Here is a 24,343-nt window from a genome sequence, read left to right as displayed (position 1 = left end):
GGTCAACGGACAAGGAGCAGGATCATGAGCGACGCCTTGAAAGCGAAGATCGCCGATGTCTTCAACGAGCCGGGCTGCGACAAGAATGCCGCCAAGGACGCGAAGGCGAAGAAAAAGGGCTGCTCCAAGCCGTTGACCCCCGGCGCGGCCGCCGGCGGCTGCGCCTTCGACGGCGCCAAGATCGCCCTGCAGCCGATCACCGATGTCGTCCACCTGATCCATGGCCCCCTCGCCTGCGAGGGCAATTCCTGGGACAACCGGAATTCCGCCTCCTCGGGGCAGAAGACCTATCGCATCTCCTTCACCACCGATCTCTCGGAACTCGACATCGTCATGGGCAATGGCGAGAAGCGCCTGTACCGCGCGATCAAGGATGCCATCGCGCGATACGCGCCGCCCGCCGTCTTCGTCTATCAGACCTGCGTGCCGGCGACGATCGGCGACGATATCGACGCCGTCTGCCGCCACGCGACCGAGAAATTCGGCACGCCCTGCATTCCCGTGAACGCGCCCGGCTTCGCCGGCTCCAAGAACCTCGGCAACAAGCTGGCGGGCGAGGCGCTGCTCGATCACGTCATCGGCACGCGGGAGCCGGAATTCACCACGCCCTATGACATCAACATCATCGGCGAATATAATCTCTCGGGCGAATTGTGGCAGATCAAGCCGCTGTTCGAGGCGCTGGGCATCCGCGTCCTGTCCTGCCTGTCGGGCGATGGACGTTACCAGGAGATCGCCACCGCCCACCGCGCCCGGGTCAACCTGATGGTCTGTTCCACCGCGCTGATCAATGTCGCGCGGAAGATGGAGGAGCGCTGGGGCATTCCCTATTTCGAATGTTCCTTCTACGGCATTTCCGACATGAGCGAGACCCTGCGCACCACCGCCCGTCTTCTGGTGGAACGCGGCGCGCCCGCCGACCTGATCGAGCGTACCGAGTCCCTGATCGCCCGCGAGGAAGCCCATGCCTGGTCCCGCATCGCGCCCTGGCGGGACGAGCTGAAGGGCAAGCGCGTGATGCTCTATACCGGCGGCGTGAAATCCTGGTCGATCGTCGCCGCGCTCCAGGAAATCGGCATGGAGATCGTCTATACCTCGGTCCGCAAATCGACCGAGGAGGACAAGGAGCGGGTCAAGGCCATCATGGAAGACCCCCATATGGTCGAAAGCGTGCCCCCCCGGGAAATGTACGCGCAGCTGAAGCGCGGTGACGCCGACATCCTGCTGTCCGGCGGCAAGAGCCAGTTCGTCGCCCTGAAGGCCAAGGTGCCCTGGCTCGACATCAACCAGGAGCGGCATCACGCCTTCGGCGGCTACGACGGCATGGTCACCCTCGTCCGGGAACTGGCCAAGTCGCTGCACAACCCGGTGTGGCGCGACATCAACCGGCCGGCGCCCTGGGACCTGCCGAACAGCGCCTTCCCCTTCGCCGAAATCGAAGCCCAGCGGGCGTGAGGGAGGACGACATGGCGACGATCCGCGTTCCGAAGAAGAACCTGTCGGTCAATCCGCTGAAATCCTCCGCCCCCATGGGCGCGGCCCTCGCCTATCTCGGCGTCGACGGCGCCGTGCCGCTGTTCCACGGCAGTCAGGGCTGCACCTCCTTCGCGCTCACCCTCGCGGTGCGGCACTTCAAGGAAGACATGCCGCTGCAGACGACGGCGATCGACGAAGTCTCGACCGTGCTCGGCGGCGCCGATCACCTTGAAGAAGCGCTGATCAACCTGACCAAGCGCATGAAGCCGAAATTCGTCGGCATCGCGACGACCGCCCTCGTGGAGACAAGGGGCGAGGATTTCGTCGGCGACCTTCAAGGCATCCTCGCCCGGCGCGAGGAGCTGGCGGAGACGAAGATCGTCCTCGCCTCCACCCCCGATTTCGCGGGCGCGCTGGAGGACGGCTGGTCGAAGGCGGTCACCGCCATGATCGAGGGGCTGGTGATCCCGGGCGACCGGCGGGACAACCCCTTGCGGCAGATCAACGTGCTGCCCGGCGTTCACCTGACCTCGGCCGATATCGAGGAATTGCGGGAGTTGATCGCCGCCTTCGGCTTCACCGCGGTCGTGCTGCCCGATGTTTCCGGCTCGCTCGACGGCCATGTGAACGATACCTATTCCGGGCCGACCAGCGGCGGCACCAAGCTGGGCGACATCGCCGAGATGGGCCGGGCCCTGCACACGATCGCCATCGGTCATCACATGCGCGCGCCCGCCGAAGCGCTGCAGGGCCTGACAGGGGTGCCGACCACGCTGTTCGCCAGCCTGACCGGCCTTGCCCCCACCGACAGCCTGATCACGCTTCTGTCGCATCTTTCGGGCCAGCCGGTGCCGGCGAGCGTGAAACGGCGGCGGTCGCAGCTGATCGATGTGATGCTGGACGGCCATTTCCATTTCGGCGACCGGCGCATCGCGATCGCCGCCGACCCGGATCTTCTGCACAGCCTCGCCATGGTCTTCGGCGGCCTGGGCTCGGAAGTGGTCGTCGCCGTCGCCTCGACCAGCAATTCCCCGGCCCTCGCCGATATTCCGTGCGACGAGGTGATCATCGGCGATCTGGCCGATTTCGAGGAAGCGGCGGCAGCGAACGGGGCTGAGCTTCTGGTCACCCATGCCCATGGCCGCCAGGCGGCGGAGCGGCTGGGATTGCCGCATTACCGTGCCGGCTTTCCAATCTTCGACCGGCTGGGGGCGCAGCATCGCTGCACCATCCTTTATCGCGGCACCCGCGACCTGATCATCGAGATCGCCAATCTCTTCATCGCCGCGCGGCCCGAAAAGCGCCCGGCGGATTTCGCCGATGTGCTGGCGCCCATGCCGGCATCGCACCAGGGGGAAATGTCCCATGCGCCGACTGCAACTTGTTGAGACCGAAGCCGTGCCGGTAGCGGACAGCGTGCCGCGCCTGCGCATCGCCATCGCGACCCAGGACATGAAGGCGCTGAACGCCCATTTCGGCTCGGCGAAGAAATTCGCGGTCTATGACGTGACCCCGCACGAGAGCCGTTTCGTCGAGGCGGTCGAATTCGGCACCGTCTCGGACGAATCCGGCAAGCACCGGAACGAGGGCGACGACCGCATCGGCCCCAAGGTCGACGCCCTGCGCGGCTGCAACCTGCTGTTCTGCCTCGCCATCGGCGGACCGTCGGCGGTCAAGGTGGTGAACGCCCGCATCCACCCGGTGAAACTGTCGGCGCCCGAGCCGATCGAGACGGTGATCACCAAGGTCCAGACCATGATGGCCGGCAATCCGCCGCCCTGGCTGCGCAAGGTGATGATGGCGCAGCAGGAACGCTCCATGGATTTCCTGGACGAGGAGGAATGAGCATGACCGCCCTTGCCGCGACCGACAGCACCGATGCCTTCGACAGCCCCTTCCTCCAGAGCCTGGTCAGCCTGATCCGGGCCGAGGATAGTTACGGCGCCTGGGAAAAGCGCAGCGATGCCCGCCTCCTGGAGGATTTCATCGTGACGCGAGCCGAGAAGCGGGCGATGCCGATGATGGCCGATCCCGATCCCGACACGATCGACCGGGTGGAGAAATTCTACAAGGCGGTCGGCCTCACCATCGAGAAACGCTGCGGCCTGATGGCGACGCCGATGATGAAGATCAGCCACGAAGGCTTTGGCCGCGTCGTCCTGCTGGTCGGCCGGCTGGTCGCCTTTTCCAAATCCCTGCGGGACGTCCATCGTTTCGGCTTCGAGGATTTCGAGACGCTGGCGGCCGAGGGCATGAAGGCGGTCGACCAGGCCGTCGCCCTGATGGAAACATTCCCCGACGTCGCCAAAGCCTGAGGGAGGACAGCCATGAGCGATATCGACAGCCTGAAGGCCGAGCTGAAGAAACTCTCGGCCCGGGCGGTGAAGGCCAAGATGGACCTGCATGACCTGTCGGAGGATCTGCCGGTCAACTGGCAGCAGATCCCCGAGGTCGCGGCCCGCGCCCTCGATGCCTTCAGCACCCTCGAAGCCAAGCGGGCCGAGCTGAAACAGCTCGAAACCGCCTGAGACGGAGCACCGCCATGCAAGCGCAGACACGCGACGGCCGCGCCTGGACGCCGGAATACCTCCTCGCCATCGATGCCAAGGTCTGCATCGGTTGCGGCCGCTGCTACAAGGTCTGTGGCCGGGGGGTGATGACCCTGATGGGCATGACCGACGAGGACGAACTGGTCGACCCGGACGAGGACGACATCGAACGGAAAGTGATGGCCCTCGTCGATGCCGGGGCCTGCATCGGCTGCGGCGCCTGCGCCCGGGTCTGTCCCACCAATTGCCAGCGCCACGGCGCGGCCTGATCGGGAGGCGGCGATGAACGCCCAGGATCTCTATGACTGGCTGATGGGCGCCGGCGGACGGCCGGCCTGCGAAGCCTTCGATGCCCATGTCGTCGCCTCCATCCTCTCGCTCTCGCTGGCCGAGGCCTTGCACGACCGGGTTCTGCCGGGCGAGCGCATCGGCCTTGGCGAGGCGGAGCTTCTCGCTCTGGTCGACGCGGTGTTCCCGGCGACGAGGCCGCAGTTCGAGCGCTTCCCCCTGTCGGACGTCGCCCTGCCGGACGACGAGGCCTGCCTGCGCGATCTTCTCCTGCGCAGCGCCACCGACGGCAGCCCATTGGAATATGCCCTCGCGTCCATGCTGGCGCGCCGCGCGCAGCGACCGAACCACCTGTGGCAGGACCTCGGCCTCCGCAACCGGCGGGAATTGTCCTGGCTGATGGAACGGCATTTCGAGCCGCTGTCGCGCAAGAACGCCAGCGACATGAAATGGAAGAAATTCCTCTACCGCATGATCTGCCGCGACGAGGGTTACCGCCTGTGCACGGCGCCGAGCTGCAGCGAATGCGACGATTTCGAGACCTGTTTCGGCACCGAGGACGGCGAGAGCCTGATGGCGCGCAGCCGCCGCGAGATGGAAAGCCGCGCCAGCACCTGACGAGACCCGCGGGGTTCCCGATCCCCAGATACCCGCGGCCGGCCCCGGCCTTTCCCCTCAGCCCCGGGAAAGGCCGGGGTTACTTTTAGGGGGCCTGTCGCATCCCGGCCCTGTCGGAAACCCGACAAAGGCATAAAGCCGACAATCGGCCAATCGGCAAAACCTATTATAAATCAATATGATGCCGTTTGGCATGGGGCTTGCGATGTCCATCCCAGACCAATCTTGGGGAACATCGCCATGATCCATCTGACCGAAAGTGCCGTGAATGCCGTGCGCACCGCGATCTCGGGCTCGACCGAGCCGGTCGAGGGCCTGCGCGTGATGGTGGAGGCGGGCGGCTGCGCCGGCTTCAAATACATGATGGGCCTGGTCGCGAGTGCCGAGCCGGGCGACATCGTGACCGAGCAGGACGGCGTGAAGGTCTTCGTCGACGAGAAGAGCAAGCCGGTGATCGAGGGCACGACCATCGATTTCGTCGTCGCCCTCGAAGGCTCGGGCTTCACTTTCGACAACCCCCAGGCTTCGTCGCAGTGCTCCTGCGGCAAGTCCTTCGGCTGAGGAGGCGGGCCATGTGGGAATACAGCGAGAAGGTTCAGGATTACTTCTATAACCCGAAGAACGCGGGCGTCATGGAAAACGCCAGCGGCATCGGCGATGTCGGCGCCATTTCCTGCGGCGATGCACTGCGCCTGATGATCAAGGTAGATCCCGTCACCGATGTGATCACGGATGCCAAGTTCCAGACTTTCGGCTGCGGCTCGGCCATCGCCTCCTCCTCGGCCCTGACCGAGCTGATCATCGGCAAGACCATCGCGGAAGCCCTGACCCTGACCAATCAGGATATCGCCGATTTCCTGGGCGGCCTGCCGCCCGAGAAGATGCATTGCTCCGTCATGGGTTACGAAGCCCTGCGCGCCGCCGTCGCCAACTACCGGGGCGAAGCCTGGGAAGACGACCACGAGGAAGGCGCCCTCGTCTGCAAATGCTTCGGCGTCGACGAAGGCATGATCGAGCGCGCGGTGCGTAATAACGGCCTGACCACCCTCGAGCAGGTCACCCATTTCACCAAGGCCGGCGGCTCCTGTGCCACCTGCATCGAGGGGATCGAGGAAGTTCTGGCGAAGACCAACGCTGCCATGGTCGTCGAGGGTCTGCTGGATGCGTCCGAAGCCTTCGATCCCCATCAGGCGCTGCGCCCGGTGCGGCGGCCGAAGACCGGAAAATCCCCCCTCGCCATCAAGCTGGAGCCGGTGACCAAGGCAAAGCTGACCAACCTGCAGCGCATCCGCCTGATCGAGGAAGCGATCGAGGGCCTGCGCCCCTTCCTGCGCCAGGACGGCGGCGACTGCGAACTGGTCGATGTCGAGGGTGACCGCGTGCTGGTGAAACTGTCGGGTGCCTGCATCGGTTGCCAGATGGCCAGCGTCACGGTGAACGGCGTGCAGGAGCGGCTGATCGAAAAGCTCGGCCAGCCGCTTCGCGTCATTCCGGTCTGAAGCAGAGAAGGGAGAACGCCATGCGTCCCGTCTATCTCGACAATAACGCCACCACCAGGGTCGATCCGGCCGCCGTCGCCGCCATGCTGCCCTTCTTCACCGAGCAGTTCGGCAATGCCTCGTCGATGCACGCCTTCGGCGCCTCGGTCGGCGGCGCGCTGAAGACCGCGCGGCGCCAGCTGCAGGAGCTGCTGGGGGCCGAGCATGATCACGAGATCATCTATACCTCGGGCGGCACGGAATCCGACAATACCGCCATCCTCTCGGCGCTGGAGACGCAAGGAGGCCGCACCGAGGTGATCACCTCGGTGGTGGAACATCCGGCGATCCTCGCCCTGTGCGACTGGCTGGAGAAGCACAAGGGCGTCACCATCCACCGCATTCCCGTCGATGCCAAGGGCCGGCTGGATGTCGAGGCCTATCGCAAGGCCCTGGGGCCGAAGACGGCCATCGTCTCGATCATGTGGGCGAACAACGAAACCGGTACCCTGTTCCCGGTCGAGCGCCTGGCCGAAATGGCCCATGAGGCCGGCGCCCTGTTCCATACCGACGCGGTGCAGGCGGTGGGCAAGCTGCCGATCGACCTGAAATCGACCGAGATCGACATGCTGTCGCTGTCGGGCCACAAGCTGCACGGGCCGAAGGGCATCGGCGCGCTCTATGTCCGCAAGGGCGTGCGCCTGCGTCCGCTGATCCGCGGCGGCCATCAGGAACGCGGCCGCCGCGCGGGGACCGAGAATGCCCCGGCGATCATCGGCCTCGGCAAGGCGGCGGAACTGGCGCTGGCCCACATGAATGACGAACAGACCAGGGTGAAGGCCCTGCGCGACCGGCTGGAACAAGGCCTGTTGCAGCGGATCGGCAGCAGTTTCGTGACCGGCGATACCGATCACCGTCTGCCCAACACCGCCAATGTCGCCTTCGAATTCATCGAGGGCGAGGCGATCCTCCTGCTTCTCAACCGGGCCGGCATCGCCGCGTCCTCGGGCTCCGCCTGCACCTCGGGCTCGCTGGAGCCATCCCATGTCCTGCGCGCCATGAAGGTGCCCTATACGGCGGCCCATGGCGCCATCCGCTTCTCCTTCTCGCGCGAGAATGGCGACGAGGATGTCGACCGCGTGCTCGAGGTGATGCCCGGCATCATCGCCAACCTGCGCTCGCTCTCGCCCTTCTGGAAGGACAAGAGCGTGTCGAAACCGGCGCAGGACGCCGCCTTCAACCCGACCTACGCCTGACCTTGTGAGGAGAGAGTGCCATGACCCCCGCGCATCTTCCCGCCGTCGTCATCAACGACACCACGCTGCGTGACGGCGAACAGGCCCCCGGCGTCGCCTTCACCCTCGACGAGAAGCTGGCCATCGCCCGCGCCCTCGACGAGGCCGGCGTCGACGAGATCGAGGCCGGCACCCCGGCCATGGGCAGCGCGGAAATCGACTCGATCGCCGCCGTCGCCGAAACCCTGCGCCACGCCGAGGCCATCGCCTGGTGCCGCCTGACCGAGGCGGATGTCGAGGCCGCGCTGCGCACCGGCCTGTCCCGCGTGAACCTGTCGGTTCCGCTGTCCGATCTGCAGATCCGCGCGAAATACCACAGCGACCGGGCCGATGTGCTGCGCCGGATCGACCGGGTGATCCGCCATGCCCGCGACCTCGGCCTCGAAGTCGCCATGGGCGGGGAAGACGCCAGCCGCGCCGACCTCGGCTTCGTCTGCACGGCGATGCAGGTCGCGGAAGTGGCGGGCGCCCATCGCTTCCGCTTCGCCGACACGCTGGGCATCCTCGATCCCTTCGCGACCTATGCGGTCACCCGCCGGCTCTGCGCCGAAAGCGACCTCGAGATCGAATTCCACGGCCATGACGACCTTGGCCTCGCCACCGCCAACACGCTGGCGGCGGTCCAGGGCGGGGCCAATCACGCCTCGGTCTGCGTGCTCGGCCTTGGCGAGCGGGCGGGCAATGCCGCCCTTGAAGAAGTGGTCGCCGCCCTCGCCCAGACGCAAGGCCGGCGCACCGGCGTCGACCTCGCCCGGTTGCAGGGCCTCGCCGACATCGTCGCCGCCGCCTCGTGCCGGCCGATCCCGACGGCGAAATCCATCGTCGGCGCCGGCGTCTTCACCCATGAATCCGGCATTCATGTCCATGGCCTGCTGCAGGATCCGGCGACCTATGAAGCCCTGTCGCCGGCGCGCTTCGGCCGGCGGCGGGAAATCGTCCTCGGCAAGCATTCTGGCCTGTCGGCCGTCTTCGCCGCGCTGTCGGGCCTTGGCCTCGCCGCCGACGAATGCCGTGCCCGGGCGGTGCTGGCCGAGGTGCGGGACAAGGCCAGCCGGACCAAGCGCACCGTGGGCAATAGCGACCTTCTCGAAATCTATGCCCATTGCGCCCGCCCGGGCACCCTGATGGGGGCGGAGTGATGGTGGACATCACCGCCATCCCCGACACGATGCAACCGCGCGCGCCCGGCATCATCGCCAGCTGGCGGCAGGATGTCGCCTGCGTGAAGGCGCGCGATCCGGCCGCCCGCTTCGGTCTCGAAATCCTCTGCACCTACCCGGGTGTCCACGCGGTGATGATCCATAGGGTGTCCCACCGGCTGTGGCGGGCGGGGGTGCGCTTTCCGGCCCGGCTGTTGTCCTGGTTCGGCCGTCTCGTGACCAATGTCGATATCCATCCGGGTGCCACCATCGGCCAGCGCCTGTTCATCGATCACGGCGCCGGCGTCGTGATCGGCGAGACCGCGGTGATCGGCGATGACGTCACGCTCTATCACGGTGTCACCCTGGGCGGCACCAGCTGGTCGCCCGGCCGGCGTCATCCGACGCTGGAGGACGGCGTCCTGGTCGGTGCCGGGGCCAAGATCCTGTCGCCCATCACCGTGGGCCGGGGCGCCCGGGTCGGCGCCAATGCCGTCGTGATGGAAGATGTCCCGCCGGGCATGACCGTCGTCGGCATTCCCGGCCGCATCGTCCGCCCCGAGGGCGAGCGCCGCCGCATCGACGGCCGCATCGATCTCGAACATCACCTGATGCCCGATCCGGTGGGGGAAGCGATTTCCGCCCTGATCGATCGCATCGATTTCCTTGAAACCCGCCTTGCCCATTACCAGACCCGCGACCGCCAGCCCACGCCGGAGGATGTGCCATGAGCCTGATCGATACGCTGAAGCAGATGTCGGCCGCCGAGGATTTCTTCGATTTCCTCGGGGTCGATCACGACCCCTCCGTGCTCAATGTCGCCCGGCTGCACATCCTGCGCCGCATGGGCGAATACCTGCGGCGGGACGATCTCGGCGGCCTGTCGGACGACGATTTGTTCCTGCGCGCCAAGGCCGATCTCGAGAAGGCCTACGGCGATTTCACCGCCTCATCGCCCCTCGACCAGCGGGTGTTCAAGGTCCTGAAGGACGCGGTGCGTCCCAGGAAGCGGAACCTTGTCCCACTGTCGTCCCTCGCGTTGCGAAAGGCCTGAGGTTGTCGGGAAGCCGACATCGCTGTCGGTCGGCAACCCATTGATTTCGCTGCATTTCTGTCTGGCACGAGTTTTGCGAAACACACTATGCGGCATAAGGCCGGCAGCAGGAGGAGCGGATGCATACCGTCGTTTGTATCAAGCAGGTGCCCGACAGCGCGCAGATCCGCGTCCATCCCGTGCACAACACGATCATGCGCCAGGGCGTGCCGACCATCATCAACCCCTATGACCTCTTCGCCCTCGAAGCCGCGCTGGCCCTGCGAGACAAGCTGGGCGGCACGGTCACGGTGCTGTGCATGGGTCCGCCCATGGCGGAAGATTCGCTGCGGAAGGCCCTGACCTTCGGGGCCGACCGGGCGGTGCTGCTGACCGATCGCTATTTCGCGGGTTCCGACACGCTGGCGACCAGTTTCGCCCTGTCCTCCGCCATCGCCAGGATCGGCGAGACCATCGGCCCCGTGGATATCGTCTTCACCGGCAAGCAGACGATCGATGGCGATACGGCCCAGGTCGGCCCCGGCATCGCCAAGCGCCTCGACCTCAATCAGCTCACCTATGTCTCGCGCATCACCGATCTCGACACGGAAACGCGCCAGATCACGGTGGAGCGCCGGGCCGAGGGCGGCGTGCAGGTGCTGAAGACCGCCCTGCCCGTGCTCGTCACCATGCTGGAAGGCACCAACGAGATCCGCCGCGGCTCCCTCGCCGACGCGCTACGCGCCGCGCGGGCCGACGTCACCATCTGGAACGCCGCCGATGCCGGCATCACCGAATTGCTGAAATGCGGCCTGCGCGGCTCGCCCACGGTCGTGAAGAAGGTTTTCGCCCCGACCGCCCGGGCCGACAAGGCCGCCCTGATCGAGACCGATGGCAAGAACGGCGCCCAGATCGCCGATGCCCTGATTGCCGCGATCCTGGACCGCAACCCCGCCCTGGACGCCGATCTGCGGCGCCTGTCGGCCGGCTTCTGAGGAGGATGGAAGGATGAGCGACGCCCCCCGCCAAACCCCGGCCCCGGCCGCCAGCCGCGCCGGCATGAAGAAGGAACTGCCGGAACGCTTCAGGTCCTACAAGCATGTCTGGGTGTTCATCGAATATGAACACGGCCATATCCATCCCGTCTCGCTGGAATTGCTGGGCGAGGGGCGGAAACTGGCGGACAAGCTGCAGGTCGACCTGGCCGGCGTGCTGATCGGCGGCGATGCCGCCGAACTCGCCGAGGCCGCGCAAGCCTGTTTCGAGCACGGCGCCGATCTCGCCTATCGGGTCGCCGATCCGGTGCTGACCCATTACCGGAACGAGCCCTATACCAAGGCGCTGACCGACCTCGTCAATACCTACCAGCCGGAGATCGTGCTCCTGGGCGCGACCACGCTGGGCCGGGATCTGGCGGGTTCCGTCGCCACCACCCTGCTGACCGGCCTGACCGCCGACTGCACGGAACTGGCGATCGACGACGAACGCTCGCTGGCGGCGACCCGGCCGACCTTCGGCGGCTCCCTGCTGTGCACCATCCACACGCTGAACTTCCGACCGCAGATGGCGACCATTCGGCCCCGGGTGATGGCCATGCCCCTCGCCTCTCCCGGCCGAACGGGACGGATCGTCGACCATGCGCTGGACATGACCGAGATCGACATCATCACCAAGGTGCTGCAGTTCATCCCCGACCGCGACACCCAGAAGGCCCAGCTCGCCTATGCCGATGTCGTCGTCGCCGGCGGGCTCGGCCTGAAATCGGCCGAGAATTTCCAGCTGGTGAAGGATCTCGCCGCCGTGCTCGGCGCCGAATACGGCGGCTCCCGCCCGCTCGTCCAGAAGGGCTGGATCACGGCCGATCGCCAGATCGGCCAGACCGGCAAGACCATCAGGCCCAAGCTCTATATCGCCGCCGGCATTTCGGGCGCGATCCAGCACCGGGTCGGGGTCGAGGGGGCCGATATGATTGTCGCCATCAACACGGATGCAAAAGCGCCGATTTTTGATTTCGCTCAAATCGGGATCGTCGCCAATGCCGTCGAATTGCTGCCTGTGCTCACGGCCGCATTCCGTCGGCGCCTGTCCGTCCACCGTCTGGCAAGCTGAGGGAGGTCGATCATGAGCGAAGAGAGATTCGACGCCATCGTTGTCGGCGCCGGGCCTTCGGGCAATGCCGCCGCCTATACGATGGCCAGGGCGGGACTGAAGGTCCTGCAGCTGGAGCGGGGCGAATATCCCGGCTCGAAGAATGTTCAGGGCGCCATTCTCTATGCAGACGCGCTGGAAAAGGTAATCCCCGATTTCCGCGAGGATGCGCCGCTGGAACGTCATGTCATCGAGCAGCGCCTGTGGATGCTGGACGAGACGTCATACGTCGGGATGCACTACCGGTCGGAAGACTTCAACGAAGAGAAGCCGAACCGCTACACGATCATCCGCGCCCAGTTCGACAAATGGTTCAGCCGCCGCGTGCGCGACGCCGGGGCAACTGTCCTGTGCGAGACGACGGTGACCGACCTCGTTCGCGACATCAAGGGCAAGGTCATCGGTGTCCGCACCGACCGAGGCGGCGGCCTGATCTACGCCGATGTCGTCGTCCTGGCGGAAGGGGTGAACGGCCTCGTCGGCAATCGCGCCGGCCTTCGTCCCGAACTGAAGCCCGAGGCGGTCGCCCTCGCGGTCAAGGAAATGCACTTCCTGCCGCAGGAGGTGATCGAGCAGCGCTTCAACCTGAAGGGCGATGAAGGCGTCGTGATCGAGGTGATGGGCACCGTCACCAACGGCATGACCGGCACCGCCTTCATCTACACCAACAAGGAAAGCCTGTCGGTCGGCATCGGCTGCATGGTCTCGGACTTCGCCAACAACGAGACGACGCCCTATGCCCTGCTGGAAGCCTTCAAGAACCATCCGAGCGTGAAGCCATTGCTCGAAGGTTCCGAGGTCAAGGAATATGCCGCGCATCTGATCCCCGAGGGTGGCTATCGCCATATCCCGGAGATTCATGGCGACGGCTGGCTGATCGTCGGCGACGCCGGGCATTTCGTGAACGCGGTGCACCGGGAAGGTTCCAACCTGGCGATGACCACCGGGCGCGTCGCGGCCGAGACCATCATCCGCTTGCGCCAGCTGCGTTCCGATTTCTCGAAGGCCGATCTCGCGCTCTACCGCAAGACGCTGGACGACAGCTTCGTGATGAAGGACCTGAAGAAATACAAGGACATCCCGAATTTCCTGCATGGCAACGCGGCCAATGTCTTCGGCACCTACCCGCGCCTGATCAACGAGGCGGCGCAGCGCTGGTTCCGGGTCGACGGCGTGGCGAAACGCGAGAAGGAGAGGCAGATCGTCGCCTCCTTCCGCAAGGGCCGGGGCCTGCGCGGCCTCATCGGTGACGCATTCAAACTGGCGAGGGCCTGGCGATGACGACGGTTGTGAAGGTCGAGGAGAAGCTCTACGTCAACCGCTACCTGGTCGATGCCGGGCGGCCCCATATCAAGGTCCGCCCGCACGAGACCCCCTCGGCGGCGCTGGTCGCCCTGACCCATGTCTGTCCCGCCGGTTGTTACAGCACCAACGACCGGGGCCAGGTCGAGGTAACCCCGGACGGCTGCATGGAATGCGGCACCTGCCGCGTCCTGACGGCCGATGGCGGCGAGATCGAATGGAACTATCCCCGGGGTGGCTATGGCGTTCTGTTCAAGTTCGGCTGACCATGCATATCGCCGACGCCGAGCTTGACCGTCTGATCGCCGAAGACCTCCCCTTCGGCGACCTGACGACCGATGCCCTCGGCCTCGGCCCCTGCCCTGCGTCCATCACCTTCGCGGCGCGCAGCCCCCTTGTCGCCTGCTGCACCGAGGAAGCGGCCCGCCTGCTGACCCGCCTTGGCGCCGTCGTCGAAGGACCGATGCTGCCCGGCGGCACGATGGCGCCCCCCGGCACGGCGCTGCTGGCGGCGAGCGGCCCGGCAGCGGGCATTCTCGCCGCCTGGAAGATCGCCCAGAACCTGATCGAATGGGCCTCGGGCATCGCCACCGCGACGCGCGAACTGGTCGATGCGGCGCGCGCCGTCGCCCCCGGCATCCAGATCGCCTGCACCCGCAAGACCGTGCCCCTGACCCGCGCCCTGTCGGTGAAAGCGGTGCGGGCGGGTGGCGGTATCCTGCACCGGACCGGCCTCTCTGAAACCGTGCTGGTCTTTCCCGAGCACCGCGCCCTGCTGGGCGACGAGGCGCCGGCGGCGATTCTCGCCCGCCTGCGGCGTTCGGCACCAGAGAGGACACTGGTCATCGAGGTCACATCGGTGGACGATGCGCTCGCGGTGGCAAGCGCGGCCGATGTCATCCAGTTGGAAAAATTCAGCCCGGCCGAGGTCGCTCGCGTCGTCGCCGGGGTGGACAAGCGGGCCGACAGACGCCCGGTGATCGCCGCCGCTGGCGGTATCGGGCCTGGAAACGCCGCCGCCTATGCCGCGTCGGGGGCCGACGTTCTTGTGACGTCCTTCCCCTATACGGCCCGCCCGGCCGAGGTGCAGGTGCGCATCTCGCCCGCTCGCCCATTGTCAGACAGGGGATCACCGTCATGAAAACCAGCGCACGCAACCAATTCCCGGGCATCGTCGAATCCGTCACCCTTGGCCCCGTCAATGCCGAAGTGGTGCTGAAGGTGGCAGATGGCGTTACCATCGCCGCCATCATCACGCGGCGCAGCGCCGATGATCTCGGCCTTGCCGTGGGGGTTCCCGCCACCGCCCTGATCAAGGCGAGCTTCGTCATCCTTGCCAAGGATGGCGAGATCGGCCGGACCTCGGCCCGCAACACGCTGAAGGGCACCATCGTTCGCCGGATCGACGGCGTGGTTTCGACCGAATATGGTCTCGACATCGGCGGCGGGCTGACGCTGACGGGCGTCGTCACCAAGGGCAGCGCCGAGGGGCTGGTGCTCGATGTCGGCGACAAGGCGATCGCCCTCGTGAAGGCGCCGCACATCATCATCGCCGTCGCCTGAACGAAACGGCGCGGGGGCCTCGCCACCGCGCCGCCGGTTTGCCAGACTGTTCCGACAACACCCGATACCGGAAAGGTGTCCCATGCTGTTCTCGCGTCGCAATCTCCTCGCCCTCGTCGCCGGCTTCGCCCTGGTGGCCCCTCTGGTGCCGGCCCGGGCCGAAGAAGCGCCGGTGCTCGTCTTCGCCGCCGCCTCGCTGAAGGAATCGCTGACCGGTATCGCCACCGCCTTCGAGAAGGAGACGGGCCAGAAGGTGCAGATTTCCTTCGCCGCCTCCGGCCCCCTCGCCAAGCAGATCGAGGCCGGCGCCCCGGCCGACCTGTTCGTTTCCGCCGACCTCAAGTGGATGACCTATGTCTCCGACAAGGGCCTGACGGTGAAGGAGACGGAAAAGCCGCTGCTGGGCAATACGCTCGTCCTGGTCGCGCCCGCCGATTCCGACAAGGCGCCGGTCACCCTCGCCCCCGGTTTCGATCTCGCCGGCCTGCTCGGTGACGGTCACCTCGCCATCGGGGAAATGACCACGGTGCCCGCCGGCACTTACGGCAAGGCCGCGCTCGAGAAACTGGGGCTGTTCGACGGCGTGAAGGACAAGCTCGCCCAGGCGGAAAGCGTGCGCGCGGCCCTGACCCTGGTCGCCCGGGGCGAGGCGCCGCTCGGCATCGTCTATGCGACCGATGCCGTGGCGGACCCCAAGGTGAAGGTTCTCGCCACCTTCCCCGAGGGCAGCTATCCCGCCATCGTCTATCCGGTCGCGATCCTCAAGGGCTCGACCAACCCGGCGGCGGTCAGGTTCCTGGCCTATCTCCAGTCGGCACCAGCCGCCGCCACCTTCGCCGGCGCCGGCTTCAGCGTGATGCAGGCCCCCGGCACCAACTGAGGCACCGGTGCTGGACCTCAGCCCGGAAGAGCTCACCGCCATCGGGCTCTCGCTCAAGGTCGCGTTCTGGGCGGTGGCGGTCAGCCTGCCTTTCGGCATTCTGACCGCCTATGTCCTGTCGCGGGGGCGGTTTCCGGGGATATCGATCCTCGATGCCCTCGTCTATCTGCCGCTGACCCTGCCGCCAGTGGTCACGGGCTTCATCCTGCTGATCCTGTTCGGCCGGCGGGGGCCGATCGGCGGCTTTCTCGCCGAGCATTTCGGCATCGTCTTCGCCTTTCGCTGGACCGGCGCCGCCCTCGCCGGGGCGATCATGGGCTTTCCCCTGCTGGTGCGCGCCATCCGCCTGTCGCTCGATGGCATTGACCGCCGGCTGGAGGCGGCGGCGGGCACGCTCGGCGCCTCCCCGGTCTGGGTGTTCCTGACCGTGACCCTGCCCATGGTGCTGCCCGGCGTACTGGCCGGGGTGATCATGGCCTTCGCGAGGGCCATGGGCGAATTCGGCGCCACCATCACCTTCGTCTCGAACATCCCGGGCGAGACCCAGACCCTGCCCACCGCGATCTACACCCTGACCCAGGTGCCCGGGGGCGATGCCGCCGCCTTCCGCCTCGTCGGCATATCCGTCGCCATCTCCATGGGGGCGCTGATCGCCTCGGAATATCTGGCCCGCCGCCTGGGCAAGAGGGTGGAATGAGCCTGTCCGTCGCGATCGAGCACAAGGCCGGCGACTTTCACCTCGCCGCCAGCTTCACCACGAAAGGCCGGGTGACCAGCCTGTTCGGTCCCTCCGGCTCGGGCAAGACCACGATGATCGACGTGATCGCCGGCCTGACCCGGCCCCTGAAGGGACGGGTGGCGATCGGCGATCTCGTCCTGCTCGACACCGACGAAGGCATCTGCCTGCCGCCCTACCGGCGACGCATCGGCTATGTCTTTCAGGAAGGGCGGCTGTTCCCGCATCTGTCCGTGCGGCAGAACCTGCTGTACGGCCGCTTCTTCGCGCCGAAGGGCGAGGATCTGGCGAATTTCGCCGCCGTCGTCGAGATGCTGGGCATCAAGCACCTGCTGAAGCGGCGGCCCCGCCTGCTGTCGGGCGGGGAGAAGCAGCGGGTGGCGATCGGCCGCGCGCTGCTGGCCAATCCTCGCCTGCTGCTGATGGACGAGCCCCTGTCCGCCCTAGACGAAGCACGGCGCCAGGAAATCCTGCCCTTCCTCTCCCGGATCAGGGACGAGGCCAAAGTGCCCATCGTTCATGTCAGCCACGATCTGTCCGAGGTGATCGCCCTCGCCGACCATCTCGTCGTGCTCGACGGTGGGCGGGTCGCCGCCGAGGGACCACTGGCGGCGGTGATGGCGCGGCCCGATGTCGCCGCCCTCGCCCATCGGCAGGACGCGGGCGCGGTGATCGAACTGACCGTCGCCCGCCATGACGCCGCCGCCGGTATCACCCTGCTGGAAGGCGCCATCGGCCAGGTGGCCGCGCCCCTCCGCCCCCTGCCCATTGGCGCCCGCTGCCGCATCTGGCTTCATGCCCGCGATGTGATTCTCGCTCGGGAAGCGCCCGTTGGCCTCAGCGCCCGCAACATCCTGCCGGTCACCGTCAGAGGCCTCGTCCCCCATGTCGACGGCAGCGAGGACATTCTTCTCGACTGCCGGGGTCAGGCGCTTTTCGCCCGGGTCACCCCCGCCGCTGTCGCCGATCTCGGCCTCGCGCCGGGCCAGGCGATCTTCGCCATCATCAAGAGCGTCGCCCTGGCCTGAGGCCGGCGCATCGCGACCGGCAACCGAAAGCACTGGCTGCTTTCTTCAGAATGCGCCAATTTGGAGCAAAATAACCCCACGGCACCATTCATGCTGCAACTTGCCTTTGTTCTGATCGGTCCCCAAGCCTTCCGGTCACGGTGGTTCGTCATCGTGATCGCGGGCGGGATTCTCGCTCTTCTGGTCGTGCTTCTGCCCACCCTCGACCTCTTCGCCGGTCTCCTCGGCCCGGCGCAGGTCGCGTTGGGCCTGTTGTTCGTCGCTCATGGCCTGCTGGCGCTGCCCGCCCTCGCCGAGGGTGGCTTTTCCTCGCGCCGGCTGCTCGATCTGGCGAAGGCCGGCGGTTTCCTGCTGCTGGGCGCGCTCTTGCTGGTGCCGTCCCTGTGGAGTCCGCTGGCGCTGGCGCTGCTGTTCGGCGCCGCCTTCATCCTGGATGGGCTGACGCGGGCGGCGACGGCGATCCTGGTGCGTTTCGCCGGCTGGACCATCGCCGTCGGCTGCGGCCTGCTGGAAATCGTCTTCGCCGTGGTGATAGTCGCCGGCTGGCCGCTGCCCCGGACCGAGGCGATCCCGCTCGGCGTCGGCCTGCTGCTCGGCCTGTCGGCCTGGCTGATGATCCAGCTCGGCCTGATGCTGCGCACCCTCGAGGACGAGGCGGCGATCCTGAACCTGCCGATCTTCGCCGGGCGCGGCTGGTACGAGCACGCCCCGGTGCTGATCGGCGAGGACCCGCCCATGGCGCCCGATCAGCCGCCCCTGACCGTCCATATCTGGACCCCCATCGGTTCCGCCGACAAGCCGGAGCGACTGCTGCTGATCGACCGCTATATCGCGGCGGTCGACGCCGACGGCGAGGTATCGACGGGACATTCGGCGCTGGAAGTCGCGCCGGACGTCTACATCAGCCATTACCCCTCGATCGACCTGAAAGCCTCCGCCGGGGCGGCGGTGCTGCATTCGGGTGCGCACAACAACATGACGGGCAGTTTTCAGCCGTCCTATGCCGCCGAATGCGCCGACTGGTGCGAAGCCGATGCCCATGTCGTCATCCGGCACTACAGCCCCCGGCGGCTGCGGGCTTTCTGGATCGGCTACCGCCAGGACAGCACCTATAATCTGACCGCCCGCAACTGCTCGACCGTGGTCGCCGCCGCGCTCGACGCCGCGCTCGAATCGGTGCTGGCGTGCCGGCGGCCCTGGCTTGGCCTCCTGAAACTGCTGCTGAACCCCGATCTGTGGGCCGCCGCCTGGGTGCGCAGCCACGCCATTTCGGGGACCTGGACCCCGGGCCTCGTCCTCGATTACGCGCGGGCCCTGTCGCGCGTGGTCGATCAGCGCGATATGTCCTGGGGCGAACGGCTCCGGGGTTTTCTGTCCCGCGCCCCGCGCTCTGGCAAGGCTGTTTCCCTATGAACCTGTTCTCGCGTGGGGCCGTCATCATGACGGCGATGATGTTCGGCCTGACCTACAGCCTGAGCACGGCCCTGATCGCCCTCGATCTCGCGGCCCGGGGCCTGAGCGAGACGATGATCGGCGCCAATGTCGCCATGCACGCGGTCGGTGTTCTCGTCACCGCCCTTGTCCTGCCGCGCATCGTCGCCCGTTTCGGCGCCCGCCGCCTCGTCATCGGGGCGCTGGTCCTGGCCGCCCTTGTCCTGATGAGCTTTCCGGCCCTGCCCTTCGTCTGGCTGTGGTTTCCCTTGCGCATCGTGCTCGGCGCCTCGTCCGAGATTCTGTTCGTCCTGTCCGAGACCTGGACCAACAGCCTCAGCACCGAGGACAGCCGGGCGCGCTGGATGGCGGGCTATACCGCCGCGATCTCGATCGGCTTCGCCCTTGGCCCCGTCATCCTGTCGGTGATCGGCACCGGCGGCTTCGCCCCCTATGCGACGGGCGCCGTCATCGCCCTGGCCGCCGCCGGCCTCGTCGCCTCGCCGAAAGTCACCGCCCCGGTGTTCGACGAGCCTTCGGTTGGCAATCCGCTCTATTTCATCCGGCTGGCGCCGATCGCCATTTCGGCGACCGTGCTCAACGCCGCGATCGAGGTCGCCGGCCTGTCCTTCCTCGCGCTTTATGCCGTCTCGCTGGGCTGGGCGGAAGACAACGCCACCCGCCTGATGTCCTGCATGATGATCGGCGCCATCGTGCTGCAACTGCCCATCGGCTGGCTGGGCGACAAGCTGGACCGGACTAAGTTCACCGCCGCCCTCGCCTTCCTGTCCATGCTCGGCGCCCTCGCCTGGCCTTTCGCGCTGGGCAGCGAGATCGCCACCTATGCCCTGCTGTTCGTCTGGGGCGGCACCTTCGTTGGCATCTACACGATGATGCTGACCATCGTCGGCAGCCGCTTCAAGGGCGCGGAACTCGTCGGCATCTATGCCACCATGGGGCTGGTCTGGGGCGTGGGGGCGCTGGCCGGCCCGCTGCTCGCCGGCTTGGCCATGGAGAATTTCACTCATGGCCTCGCCTATTTCGCGGCGGCGGCCTGCGGGATCTTCTTCCTCGCGGTGACCTTCTGGCCGGGTCAGCGCGCCCAGATATCGGACTGAAGCAGATAGTCCCGCGTCGAGCGATCGAGGGGATAGACCATCACGCCGTCGCGGCCGAACCACTTGTCGTGGATTTCCATGTAGCGGCCGCGATAATCGGCAAGCCCCCGGGTGAGGCCGATGATCGTCGCATTGACGAAATCGCGCCAGGCGCTGTCGTCCTGCGGCAGCACGCAGGCCATGGCCTCATTGCCCAGAGGCTCGGTCCGGGGCAGCAGGACGACGCTGCGCCCCGGCTCCAGCTTGCGCGACAGGCCGAGCAGGATGATGCCGATATTGGCGACACCCTGCACCTCGCCCCGGGTCAGCGCGCCAAAAGCCGCGTCCATGGTCGGATAGGATCTGGTGCGGATGCCGGGCAGCGTCTGTTCGAGAATATCGCCCGTCGTCGTGCCTTCAGCGATGCCGACCACCATGTCCTTCACCTCGGGCACGGTGCGCAGCGTGTCGCGGAAGGCGAGGACGCGGGTGCCGTCGCGAAAGAAGGGGACCGAGAAATCGACGGTCTTTTCCCGCTCCCAGGTCGGTGTGGTGATTTCGCAGACGATGTCGAGTTCGCCGCCCGCGACCCGCTGCAAGCGGTCGGCCGGGGTGACGACCGACAGTTCGACCCGGACCGGTCGGCCAAGCCGGGCTTCGGCCGCCGCGCGGATCTCCTCGATCAGATCGACGGAGAAACCCGTGAGCCGCCCCCCCTCGCCGGCATAGGCGAAGGGCACGGCATCGGCCCTTGTGCCGGCGTGGATGACGCCGCTTTCGCCGATGCGGGACAGGACATCCGCCTGCGCCGACGTGATCAGGCCAGAGGCGGCAAGTGCGGCGACGAGGGCGAAACCCGGCATTCTGGTCACGGTGAAACCTTCACGCTGCCCCGATACGAAATTGGTGCCAATTTGGGGGATAATTGTTGATAAATTACCGCGATCCTTTCCGCCAGTCCTAACCCATTTCCGGGAAACCTCCTTGTCGCGCATCCTTCCGGCCCTTCTTCTCTGGCTGCCGATCGTCCTCGGTCTGGCCGCCACACCGGCGAGGGCCGACGCGCTGGCGGATATCCGCGCCCGGGGCGAATTGATCGCCGGGGTGAAGGCGGATTACGAACCCTTCGGTTACCGGGGAGCGACCGGGGATATCATCGGTTTCGACGCCGATGTCGCGGCGGATCTGGCCGCCGCCATCGGGGTTCCCGTCCGGCTGGTCGCGGTCACCAGCGCCAATCGCCTGCAGAAACTGGCCGCGGGCGAGATCGACGTGGTGGTCGCCACGCTGGGCGACACCATCGACCGCCGCCGCCTCGTCCGCATGATCGAGCCCGGCTATTACGGCGGCGGCGCCAGCGTGCTGCTGCCGGGCGACAGCCCGATTCGCGACTGGGCCTCGCTGCGCGGCGCCCCCCTCTGCGCCGTGCAGGGGGCGCTGTGGAACCGTCTCGCCGCCGCCCGCCTGCTGGCCGACATCCGCGCCTTCGGCAATCCGCGCGACGCGGAACTCGCACTGCGCGACCGGGCCTGCGCCGGCTGGCTTTACGACGAGGCGGCCTTGCAGCACCGGCTGGCCAGCGGCGACTGGCCGGGCTACCGCCTGTTGCCCGCCGATTTCGTCGCCCCCTGGGCGATCGCGGTCGCCAGCGAAGGCCCCCTGGCCCGGCGCCTCGACGAGACCGTGGCGGGCTGGCTGCGCGACGGTCATTTGCTGGCGCTGGAGGCGAAATGGCGCCTGCCGCCCTCCACCTATCTGCGGGAGGCCGGCCGCCTGTGGTCGGCGAAGGGGCCGGACGGTCAATGGCGCTGCCGCCGCGACGGCGAGGCCCCCTGGCCCGCCGAATGCCGCGACCTCAACCTGATCGAGGCGCAGGACCTGCGCGGTATCGGCGCCGCCATCCTGTCGCTGCGCGACGATCTCGGCATCGACCTGACGCCCTTCTACGATCCCTACAGCCGTGACCTGTTCCTGCGCGCCCTGGCGACCACCGCCCTGCTGGCCGTGCTGGTGGTCATCGGCAGCCTGATCACCGGCCTCTGCGGCGCCATGGCCCTGCGCTGGCGCCTGCCCCTGCTCACGCCCCTGGTCAGCGGGGTGCTGACGGGCCTGCGCATGACACCGCCCCTGTTGCAGCTTTATCTCGTCTTCTTCGGCCTTGGCGGCGTCATCGCGGCGCAAGGGGTGAGCTTGGGCGCGCTCGCCGCCGCGGTGATCGTCCTCTCGCTCTATGCCGGGGCGGCCAATGCGGTCGCGCTGGCCGAGGCGGCGGCTTCCATCACCGCCGGGGGCGACCGGCGGCGGCGCATCGCCGCCCTCGCCTATCCCGCCGTCATGGGCAGCTGCATCAACATCGTGAAGGCGACGGCGATGGCGAGCGCGATCGCCGTGCCGGAACTGGTCCATGCCAGCACCGCGATCATCACCGATTACGGCAATGGCGGCGTGATGATGAACATATTGCTCGGCTGCTATGTCGTCCTCGTCCTCATCGTGGTTCAGGGTTTCACCCTCTTCGAGCGCAAGGTGCTGCGGCGATGAGCGCGGGCGACATCCTGTCCCTGCTGCTGACCTGGACGCCGTTCCTCGCCCTCGGCTTTCTGTGGAACATATTGATTTCGCTGGTCTCCATGGCGATCGGCACGCCGCTGGGCTTCTGTCTCGCCCGCCTGCGGCTGTCGGGCTCGCGCATCGGCGCCGGCCTGACCGCCGCCGCGCGCCTGCCGCCGACCTTCGTGCTGATCTATTATCTCGCCTATATCCTGCCGACCGAGATCGTCATTTCCGGTTACAGCCTTGGCCTGCCGGGCTGGCTGAAGGCCTCCCTCGCCCTGTCGATCGCGGTCGCCGGCTTCGTCTCGGACAATGCGCTGTCCGCGCTGCGCCACCATAAAAGGGGCGAGCGGGTGGAGGCGCTTTATTTCATTCCGGCCTGGACGACCTATTTTCTGATCATCGTCATGGCCTCCTCCACCGCCTCGGTGATCGGCGTGCCGGAAATCGTCCAGCGCGCCAACACGGTGATCGCCGCCGTGGGCGAACCTTCGGCGACGCTCTGGGTCTATCTCTATGCCATGCTGTGGTTCCTCGGCTTCTGCTGGCCGCTGGCCCGGCTGATGAGCCATATCCGCGCCCGCCTGGGCCGGCGCGCCGGCTCGCAGGCCGGGCGACAGGTGCCACTGGCGGACCGGGGCGGTTTCGCCGAACTCAATCTGATCATCCTGCCGGACGGGGAACTGCCCATGGCCGACGACATCATTCTGGAAAAACGCTTCGACGTCGCCGCCGAGCTTGCCTCGATCGGGACGATCCAGGCCGAGATCGAGGCGGCGGCGGAAGACATCCTGCCCCCCGGCGCCGTCTTCAAGCTGACCATGGCGGTCGAGGAACTGGTGACCAACGCCGTCCTGCACGGCGATTGCGGCGATCATCCGATCGGCATCGGCATCCTGGTCGATCCGCGCTGCGTGACGGTGGAACTGAGCGACGCCGGCACCGCCTTCGATCCGTTCCGGGAAGCGCCGCCGCCCGATCTCGACGCGGCGCTGGAGGACCGCCAGATCGGCGGCCTCGGCATCCACCTCGTCGGGCGCATGGTCGACCGGGCCTATTACCACCGGATTGGCGAGCGCAACCATGTTCGCCTCGTCATGCTGCGGCCGGGCGTCGACAGCGACGGGATCACGCCGTGACCCTCACCCGGCGCCTCGTCCTGATGGTGGCGGCCTGCATCGCCCTCGCCATCCTCGCCATCAGCCTCGTCTTCGGCGGTCTCGGCCGCCGCGCCCTGATCGCCCAGGCGGAAGGCCAGGCCCAGGCCGTCGCCCGCATCGTCGCGGAAAGCGCCCGGCTCACCGAAATCTCGCTGGAGGAGATGCGCAACGTCCTCCTCGACGATCTCGCCACCCTCGCCTTCGCCATCGCCAACACGAACGAGGTGGAAGGCACCGAGATCGGCACGCGGCTGGCGGAGATCGTCGCCCGGGGCAATCTGTCATCGATCTGGCTGGTCGACGGCCAGCTTCACGTCCTCGCCCATTCGATCGGCGATTACGGCGCCATCATCAAGGGCGAAAGCCTGCCGCCGGCCCTGCCCGGCGAAGCCCTGACGGCATTGACCAGCGGCCGGCGCTTCAGCCTGGCGCTGGGTGGGCCGATCGATGGCATCCAGTATGTCGGCGTGCGGGTCGCGGGCGGGCGGGCGCTGATCGCCGGCCAGCCGGTCACCGTCCTTGCCCCGGTGCGCGCGGCCAACAGCCTGCCCGTCCTGCTGGCCGCCCTC

Annotated in this window: 28 protein-coding genes; 27 read left to right on the top strand and 1 reads right to left on the bottom strand. The window is 67.1% G+C overall.

The window, feature by feature from the left end:
* The first annotated feature begins 24 nt into the window (after positions 1 to 24).
* From nifE to WAZ62_RS12425, 24 genes are all read left to right on the top strand, one after another.
* Positions 25 to 1,455 (top strand): nitrogenase iron-molybdenum cofactor biosynthesis protein NifE, encoded by a 1,431-nt coding sequence (nifE, locus tag WAZ62_RS12540; RefSeq protein WP_422643883.1) that lies wholly within the window; start codon positions 25 to 27, stop codon positions 1,453 to 1,455.
* Between the two features lie 11 nt (positions 1,456 to 1,466).
* Positions 1,467 to 2,864, top strand: coding sequence for a nitrogenase iron-molybdenum cofactor biosynthesis protein NifN (gene nifN, locus WAZ62_RS12535; RefSeq protein WP_422643882.1), 1,398 nt, complete (start codon positions 1,467 to 1,469; stop codon positions 2,862 to 2,864).
* Complete coding sequence (gene nifX / locus WAZ62_RS12530) at positions 2,842 to 3,321, top strand: nitrogen fixation protein NifX (RefSeq protein WP_422643881.1); 480 nt, start codon at positions 2,842 to 2,844, stop codon at positions 3,319 to 3,321. Before nifN ends, nifX begins: the two co-directional genes overlap by 23 nt.
* Positions 3,322 to 3,323: 2 nt before the next feature.
* On the top strand, positions 3,324 to 3,791 hold the full coding sequence (locus tag WAZ62_RS12525) for a NifX-associated nitrogen fixation protein (protein ID WP_422643880.1): 468 nt from the start codon (positions 3,324 to 3,326) through the stop codon (positions 3,789 to 3,791).
* 12 nt (positions 3,792 to 3,803) lie between these two features.
* Positions 3,804 to 4,004 (top strand): CCE_0567 family metalloprotein, encoded by a 201-nt coding sequence (locus WAZ62_RS12520; RefSeq protein ID WP_422643879.1) that lies wholly within the window; start codon positions 3,804 to 3,806, stop codon positions 4,002 to 4,004.
* A gap of 14 nt (positions 4,005 to 4,018) precedes the next feature.
* Complete coding sequence (fdxB, locus tag WAZ62_RS12515; protein ID WP_422643878.1) at positions 4,019 to 4,294, top strand: ferredoxin III, nif-specific; 276 nt, start codon at positions 4,019 to 4,021, stop codon at positions 4,292 to 4,294.
* Positions 4,295 to 4,307: 13 nt separating this feature from the next.
* Positions 4,308 to 4,931, top strand: coding sequence for a nitrogen fixation protein NifQ (locus tag WAZ62_RS12510; protein ID WP_422643877.1), 624 nt, complete (start codon positions 4,308 to 4,310; stop codon positions 4,929 to 4,931).
* Positions 4,932 to 5,171: 240 nt separating this feature from the next.
* Positions 5,172 to 5,492, top strand: coding sequence for a HesB/IscA family protein (locus WAZ62_RS12505; protein WP_422643876.1), 321 nt, complete (start codon positions 5,172 to 5,174; stop codon positions 5,490 to 5,492).
* A gap of 11 nt (positions 5,493 to 5,503) precedes the next feature.
* A complete protein-coding gene (gene nifU, locus WAZ62_RS12500) occupies positions 5,504 to 6,430 on the top strand; it encodes a Fe-S cluster assembly protein NifU (RefSeq protein WP_422643875.1) in 927 nt (308 codons plus the stop codon).
* A gap of 20 nt (positions 6,431 to 6,450) precedes the next feature.
* A complete protein-coding gene (gene nifS, locus WAZ62_RS12495) occupies positions 6,451 to 7,665 on the top strand; it encodes a cysteine desulfurase NifS (RefSeq protein ID WP_422643874.1) in 1,215 nt (404 codons plus the stop codon).
* A 20-nt stretch (positions 7,666 to 7,685) separates the two neighbouring features.
* Positions 7,686 to 8,843 carry a homocitrate synthase gene (gene nifV / locus WAZ62_RS12490; protein ID WP_422643873.1) on the top strand — a complete coding sequence of 386 codons (1,158 nt, stop codon included), beginning with the start codon at positions 7,686 to 7,688 and terminating at the stop codon, positions 8,841 to 8,843.
* Complete coding sequence (cysE, locus tag WAZ62_RS12485; protein ID WP_422643872.1) at positions 8,843 to 9,574, top strand: serine O-acetyltransferase; 732 nt, start codon at positions 8,843 to 8,845, stop codon at positions 9,572 to 9,574. The genes nifV and cysE overlap by 1 nt, the downstream gene beginning before the upstream one ends.
* The gene (nifW, locus tag WAZ62_RS12480; protein WP_422643871.1) at positions 9,571 to 9,897 is read left to right on the top strand and encodes a nitrogenase stabilizing/protective protein NifW; all 327 of its coding nucleotides are present in this window, start codon (positions 9,571 to 9,573) and stop codon (positions 9,895 to 9,897) included. Before cysE ends, nifW begins: the two co-directional genes overlap by 4 nt.
* A gap of 119 nt (positions 9,898 to 10,016) precedes the next feature.
* Positions 10,017 to 10,871 carry an electron transfer flavoprotein subunit beta/FixA family protein gene (locus WAZ62_RS12475; RefSeq protein ID WP_422643870.1) on the top strand — a complete coding sequence of 285 codons (855 nt, stop codon included), beginning with the start codon at positions 10,017 to 10,019 and terminating at the stop codon, positions 10,869 to 10,871.
* Positions 10,872 to 10,884: 13 nt separating this feature from the next.
* Positions 10,885 to 11,985, top strand: coding sequence for an electron transfer flavoprotein subunit alpha/FixB family protein (locus WAZ62_RS12470; protein WP_422643869.1), 1,101 nt, complete (start codon positions 10,885 to 10,887; stop codon positions 11,983 to 11,985).
* Positions 11,986 to 11,997: 12 nt separating this feature from the next.
* A complete protein-coding gene (locus WAZ62_RS12465) occupies positions 11,998 to 13,305 on the top strand; it encodes an FAD-dependent oxidoreductase (RefSeq protein WP_422643868.1) in 1,308 nt (435 codons plus the stop codon).
* The gene (locus WAZ62_RS12460; RefSeq protein WP_422643867.1) at positions 13,302 to 13,592 is read left to right on the top strand and encodes a ferredoxin family protein; all 291 of its coding nucleotides are present in this window, start codon (positions 13,302 to 13,304) and stop codon (positions 13,590 to 13,592) included. Before WAZ62_RS12465 ends, WAZ62_RS12460 begins: the two co-directional genes overlap by 4 nt.
* Positions 13,593 to 13,594: 2 nt before the next feature.
* Positions 13,595 to 14,467 (top strand): ModD protein, encoded by an 873-nt coding sequence (gene modD / locus WAZ62_RS12455; protein WP_422643866.1) that lies wholly within the window; start codon positions 13,595 to 13,597, stop codon positions 14,465 to 14,467.
* A complete protein-coding gene (locus tag WAZ62_RS12450) occupies positions 14,464 to 14,889 on the top strand; it encodes a TOBE domain-containing protein (RefSeq protein WP_422643865.1) in 426 nt (141 codons plus the stop codon). The genes modD and WAZ62_RS12450 overlap by 4 nt, the downstream gene beginning before the upstream one ends.
* Before the next feature lie 82 nt (positions 14,890 to 14,971).
* On the top strand, positions 14,972 to 15,769 hold the full coding sequence (gene modA / locus WAZ62_RS12445) for a molybdate ABC transporter substrate-binding protein (protein WP_422643864.1): 798 nt from the start codon (positions 14,972 to 14,974) through the stop codon (positions 15,767 to 15,769).
* 7 nt (positions 15,770 to 15,776) lie between these two features.
* The gene (gene modB, locus WAZ62_RS12440; protein ID WP_422643863.1) at positions 15,777 to 16,466 is read left to right on the top strand and encodes a molybdate ABC transporter permease subunit; all 690 of its coding nucleotides are present in this window, start codon (positions 15,777 to 15,779) and stop codon (positions 16,464 to 16,466) included.
* Positions 16,463 to 17,533: a molybdenum ABC transporter ATP-binding protein gene (gene modC / locus WAZ62_RS12435; RefSeq protein ID WP_422643862.1), complete on the top strand. Its 1,071-nt coding sequence runs from the start codon at positions 16,463 to 16,465 to the stop codon at positions 17,531 to 17,533. The genes modB and modC overlap by 4 nt, the downstream gene beginning before the upstream one ends.
* A 90-nt stretch (positions 17,534 to 17,623) precedes the next feature.
* Positions 17,624 to 18,946 carry a protease gene (locus WAZ62_RS12430; RefSeq protein ID WP_422643861.1) on the top strand — a complete coding sequence of 441 codons (1,323 nt, stop codon included), beginning with the start codon at positions 17,624 to 17,626 and terminating at the stop codon, positions 18,944 to 18,946.
* A gap of 26 nt (positions 18,947 to 18,972) precedes the next feature.
* Complete coding sequence (locus tag WAZ62_RS12425; RefSeq protein WP_422643860.1) at positions 18,973 to 20,082, top strand: MFS transporter; 1,110 nt, start codon at positions 18,973 to 18,975, stop codon at positions 20,080 to 20,082.
* On the opposite strand, the gene WAZ62_RS12420 is transcribed toward WAZ62_RS12425, so the two are convergent.
* Entirely contained in the window at positions 20,058 to 20,924 is an 867-nt protein-coding gene (locus WAZ62_RS12420; protein WP_422643892.1) for a transporter substrate-binding domain-containing protein, read from the bottom strand. The genes WAZ62_RS12425 and WAZ62_RS12420 overlap by 25 nt on opposite strands.
* A 121-nt stretch (positions 20,925 to 21,045) precedes the next feature.
* On the opposite strand from WAZ62_RS12420, the gene WAZ62_RS12415 reads away from it, so the two are divergent.
* The 3 genes from WAZ62_RS12415 to WAZ62_RS12405 form a co-directional block, all read left to right on the top strand.
* Complete coding sequence (locus tag WAZ62_RS12415; RefSeq protein ID WP_422643859.1) at positions 21,046 to 22,602, top strand: transporter substrate-binding domain-containing protein; 1,557 nt, start codon at positions 21,046 to 21,048, stop codon at positions 22,600 to 22,602.
* Positions 22,599 to 23,753: an ATP-binding protein gene (locus WAZ62_RS12410; protein WP_422643858.1), complete on the top strand. Its 1,155-nt coding sequence runs from the start codon at positions 22,599 to 22,601 to the stop codon at positions 23,751 to 23,753. Before WAZ62_RS12415 ends, WAZ62_RS12410 begins: the two co-directional genes overlap by 4 nt.
* The coding region (locus tag WAZ62_RS12405; RefSeq protein WP_422643857.1) for a hypothetical protein at positions 23,750 to 24,343 on the top strand (594 nt) is incomplete at its 3' end. The genes WAZ62_RS12410 and WAZ62_RS12405, both read left to right, overlap by 4 nt.

Origin of the sequence: Zavarzinia sp. (assembly GCF_049306435.1) — a bacterium.
GTDB lineage: Bacteria > Pseudomonadota > Alphaproteobacteria > Zavarziniales > Zavarziniaceae > Zavarzinia.
The sequence above is the reverse complement of the archived record's forward strand: the minus strand, read 5'-3'. Positions and strand labels throughout refer to the sequence as shown.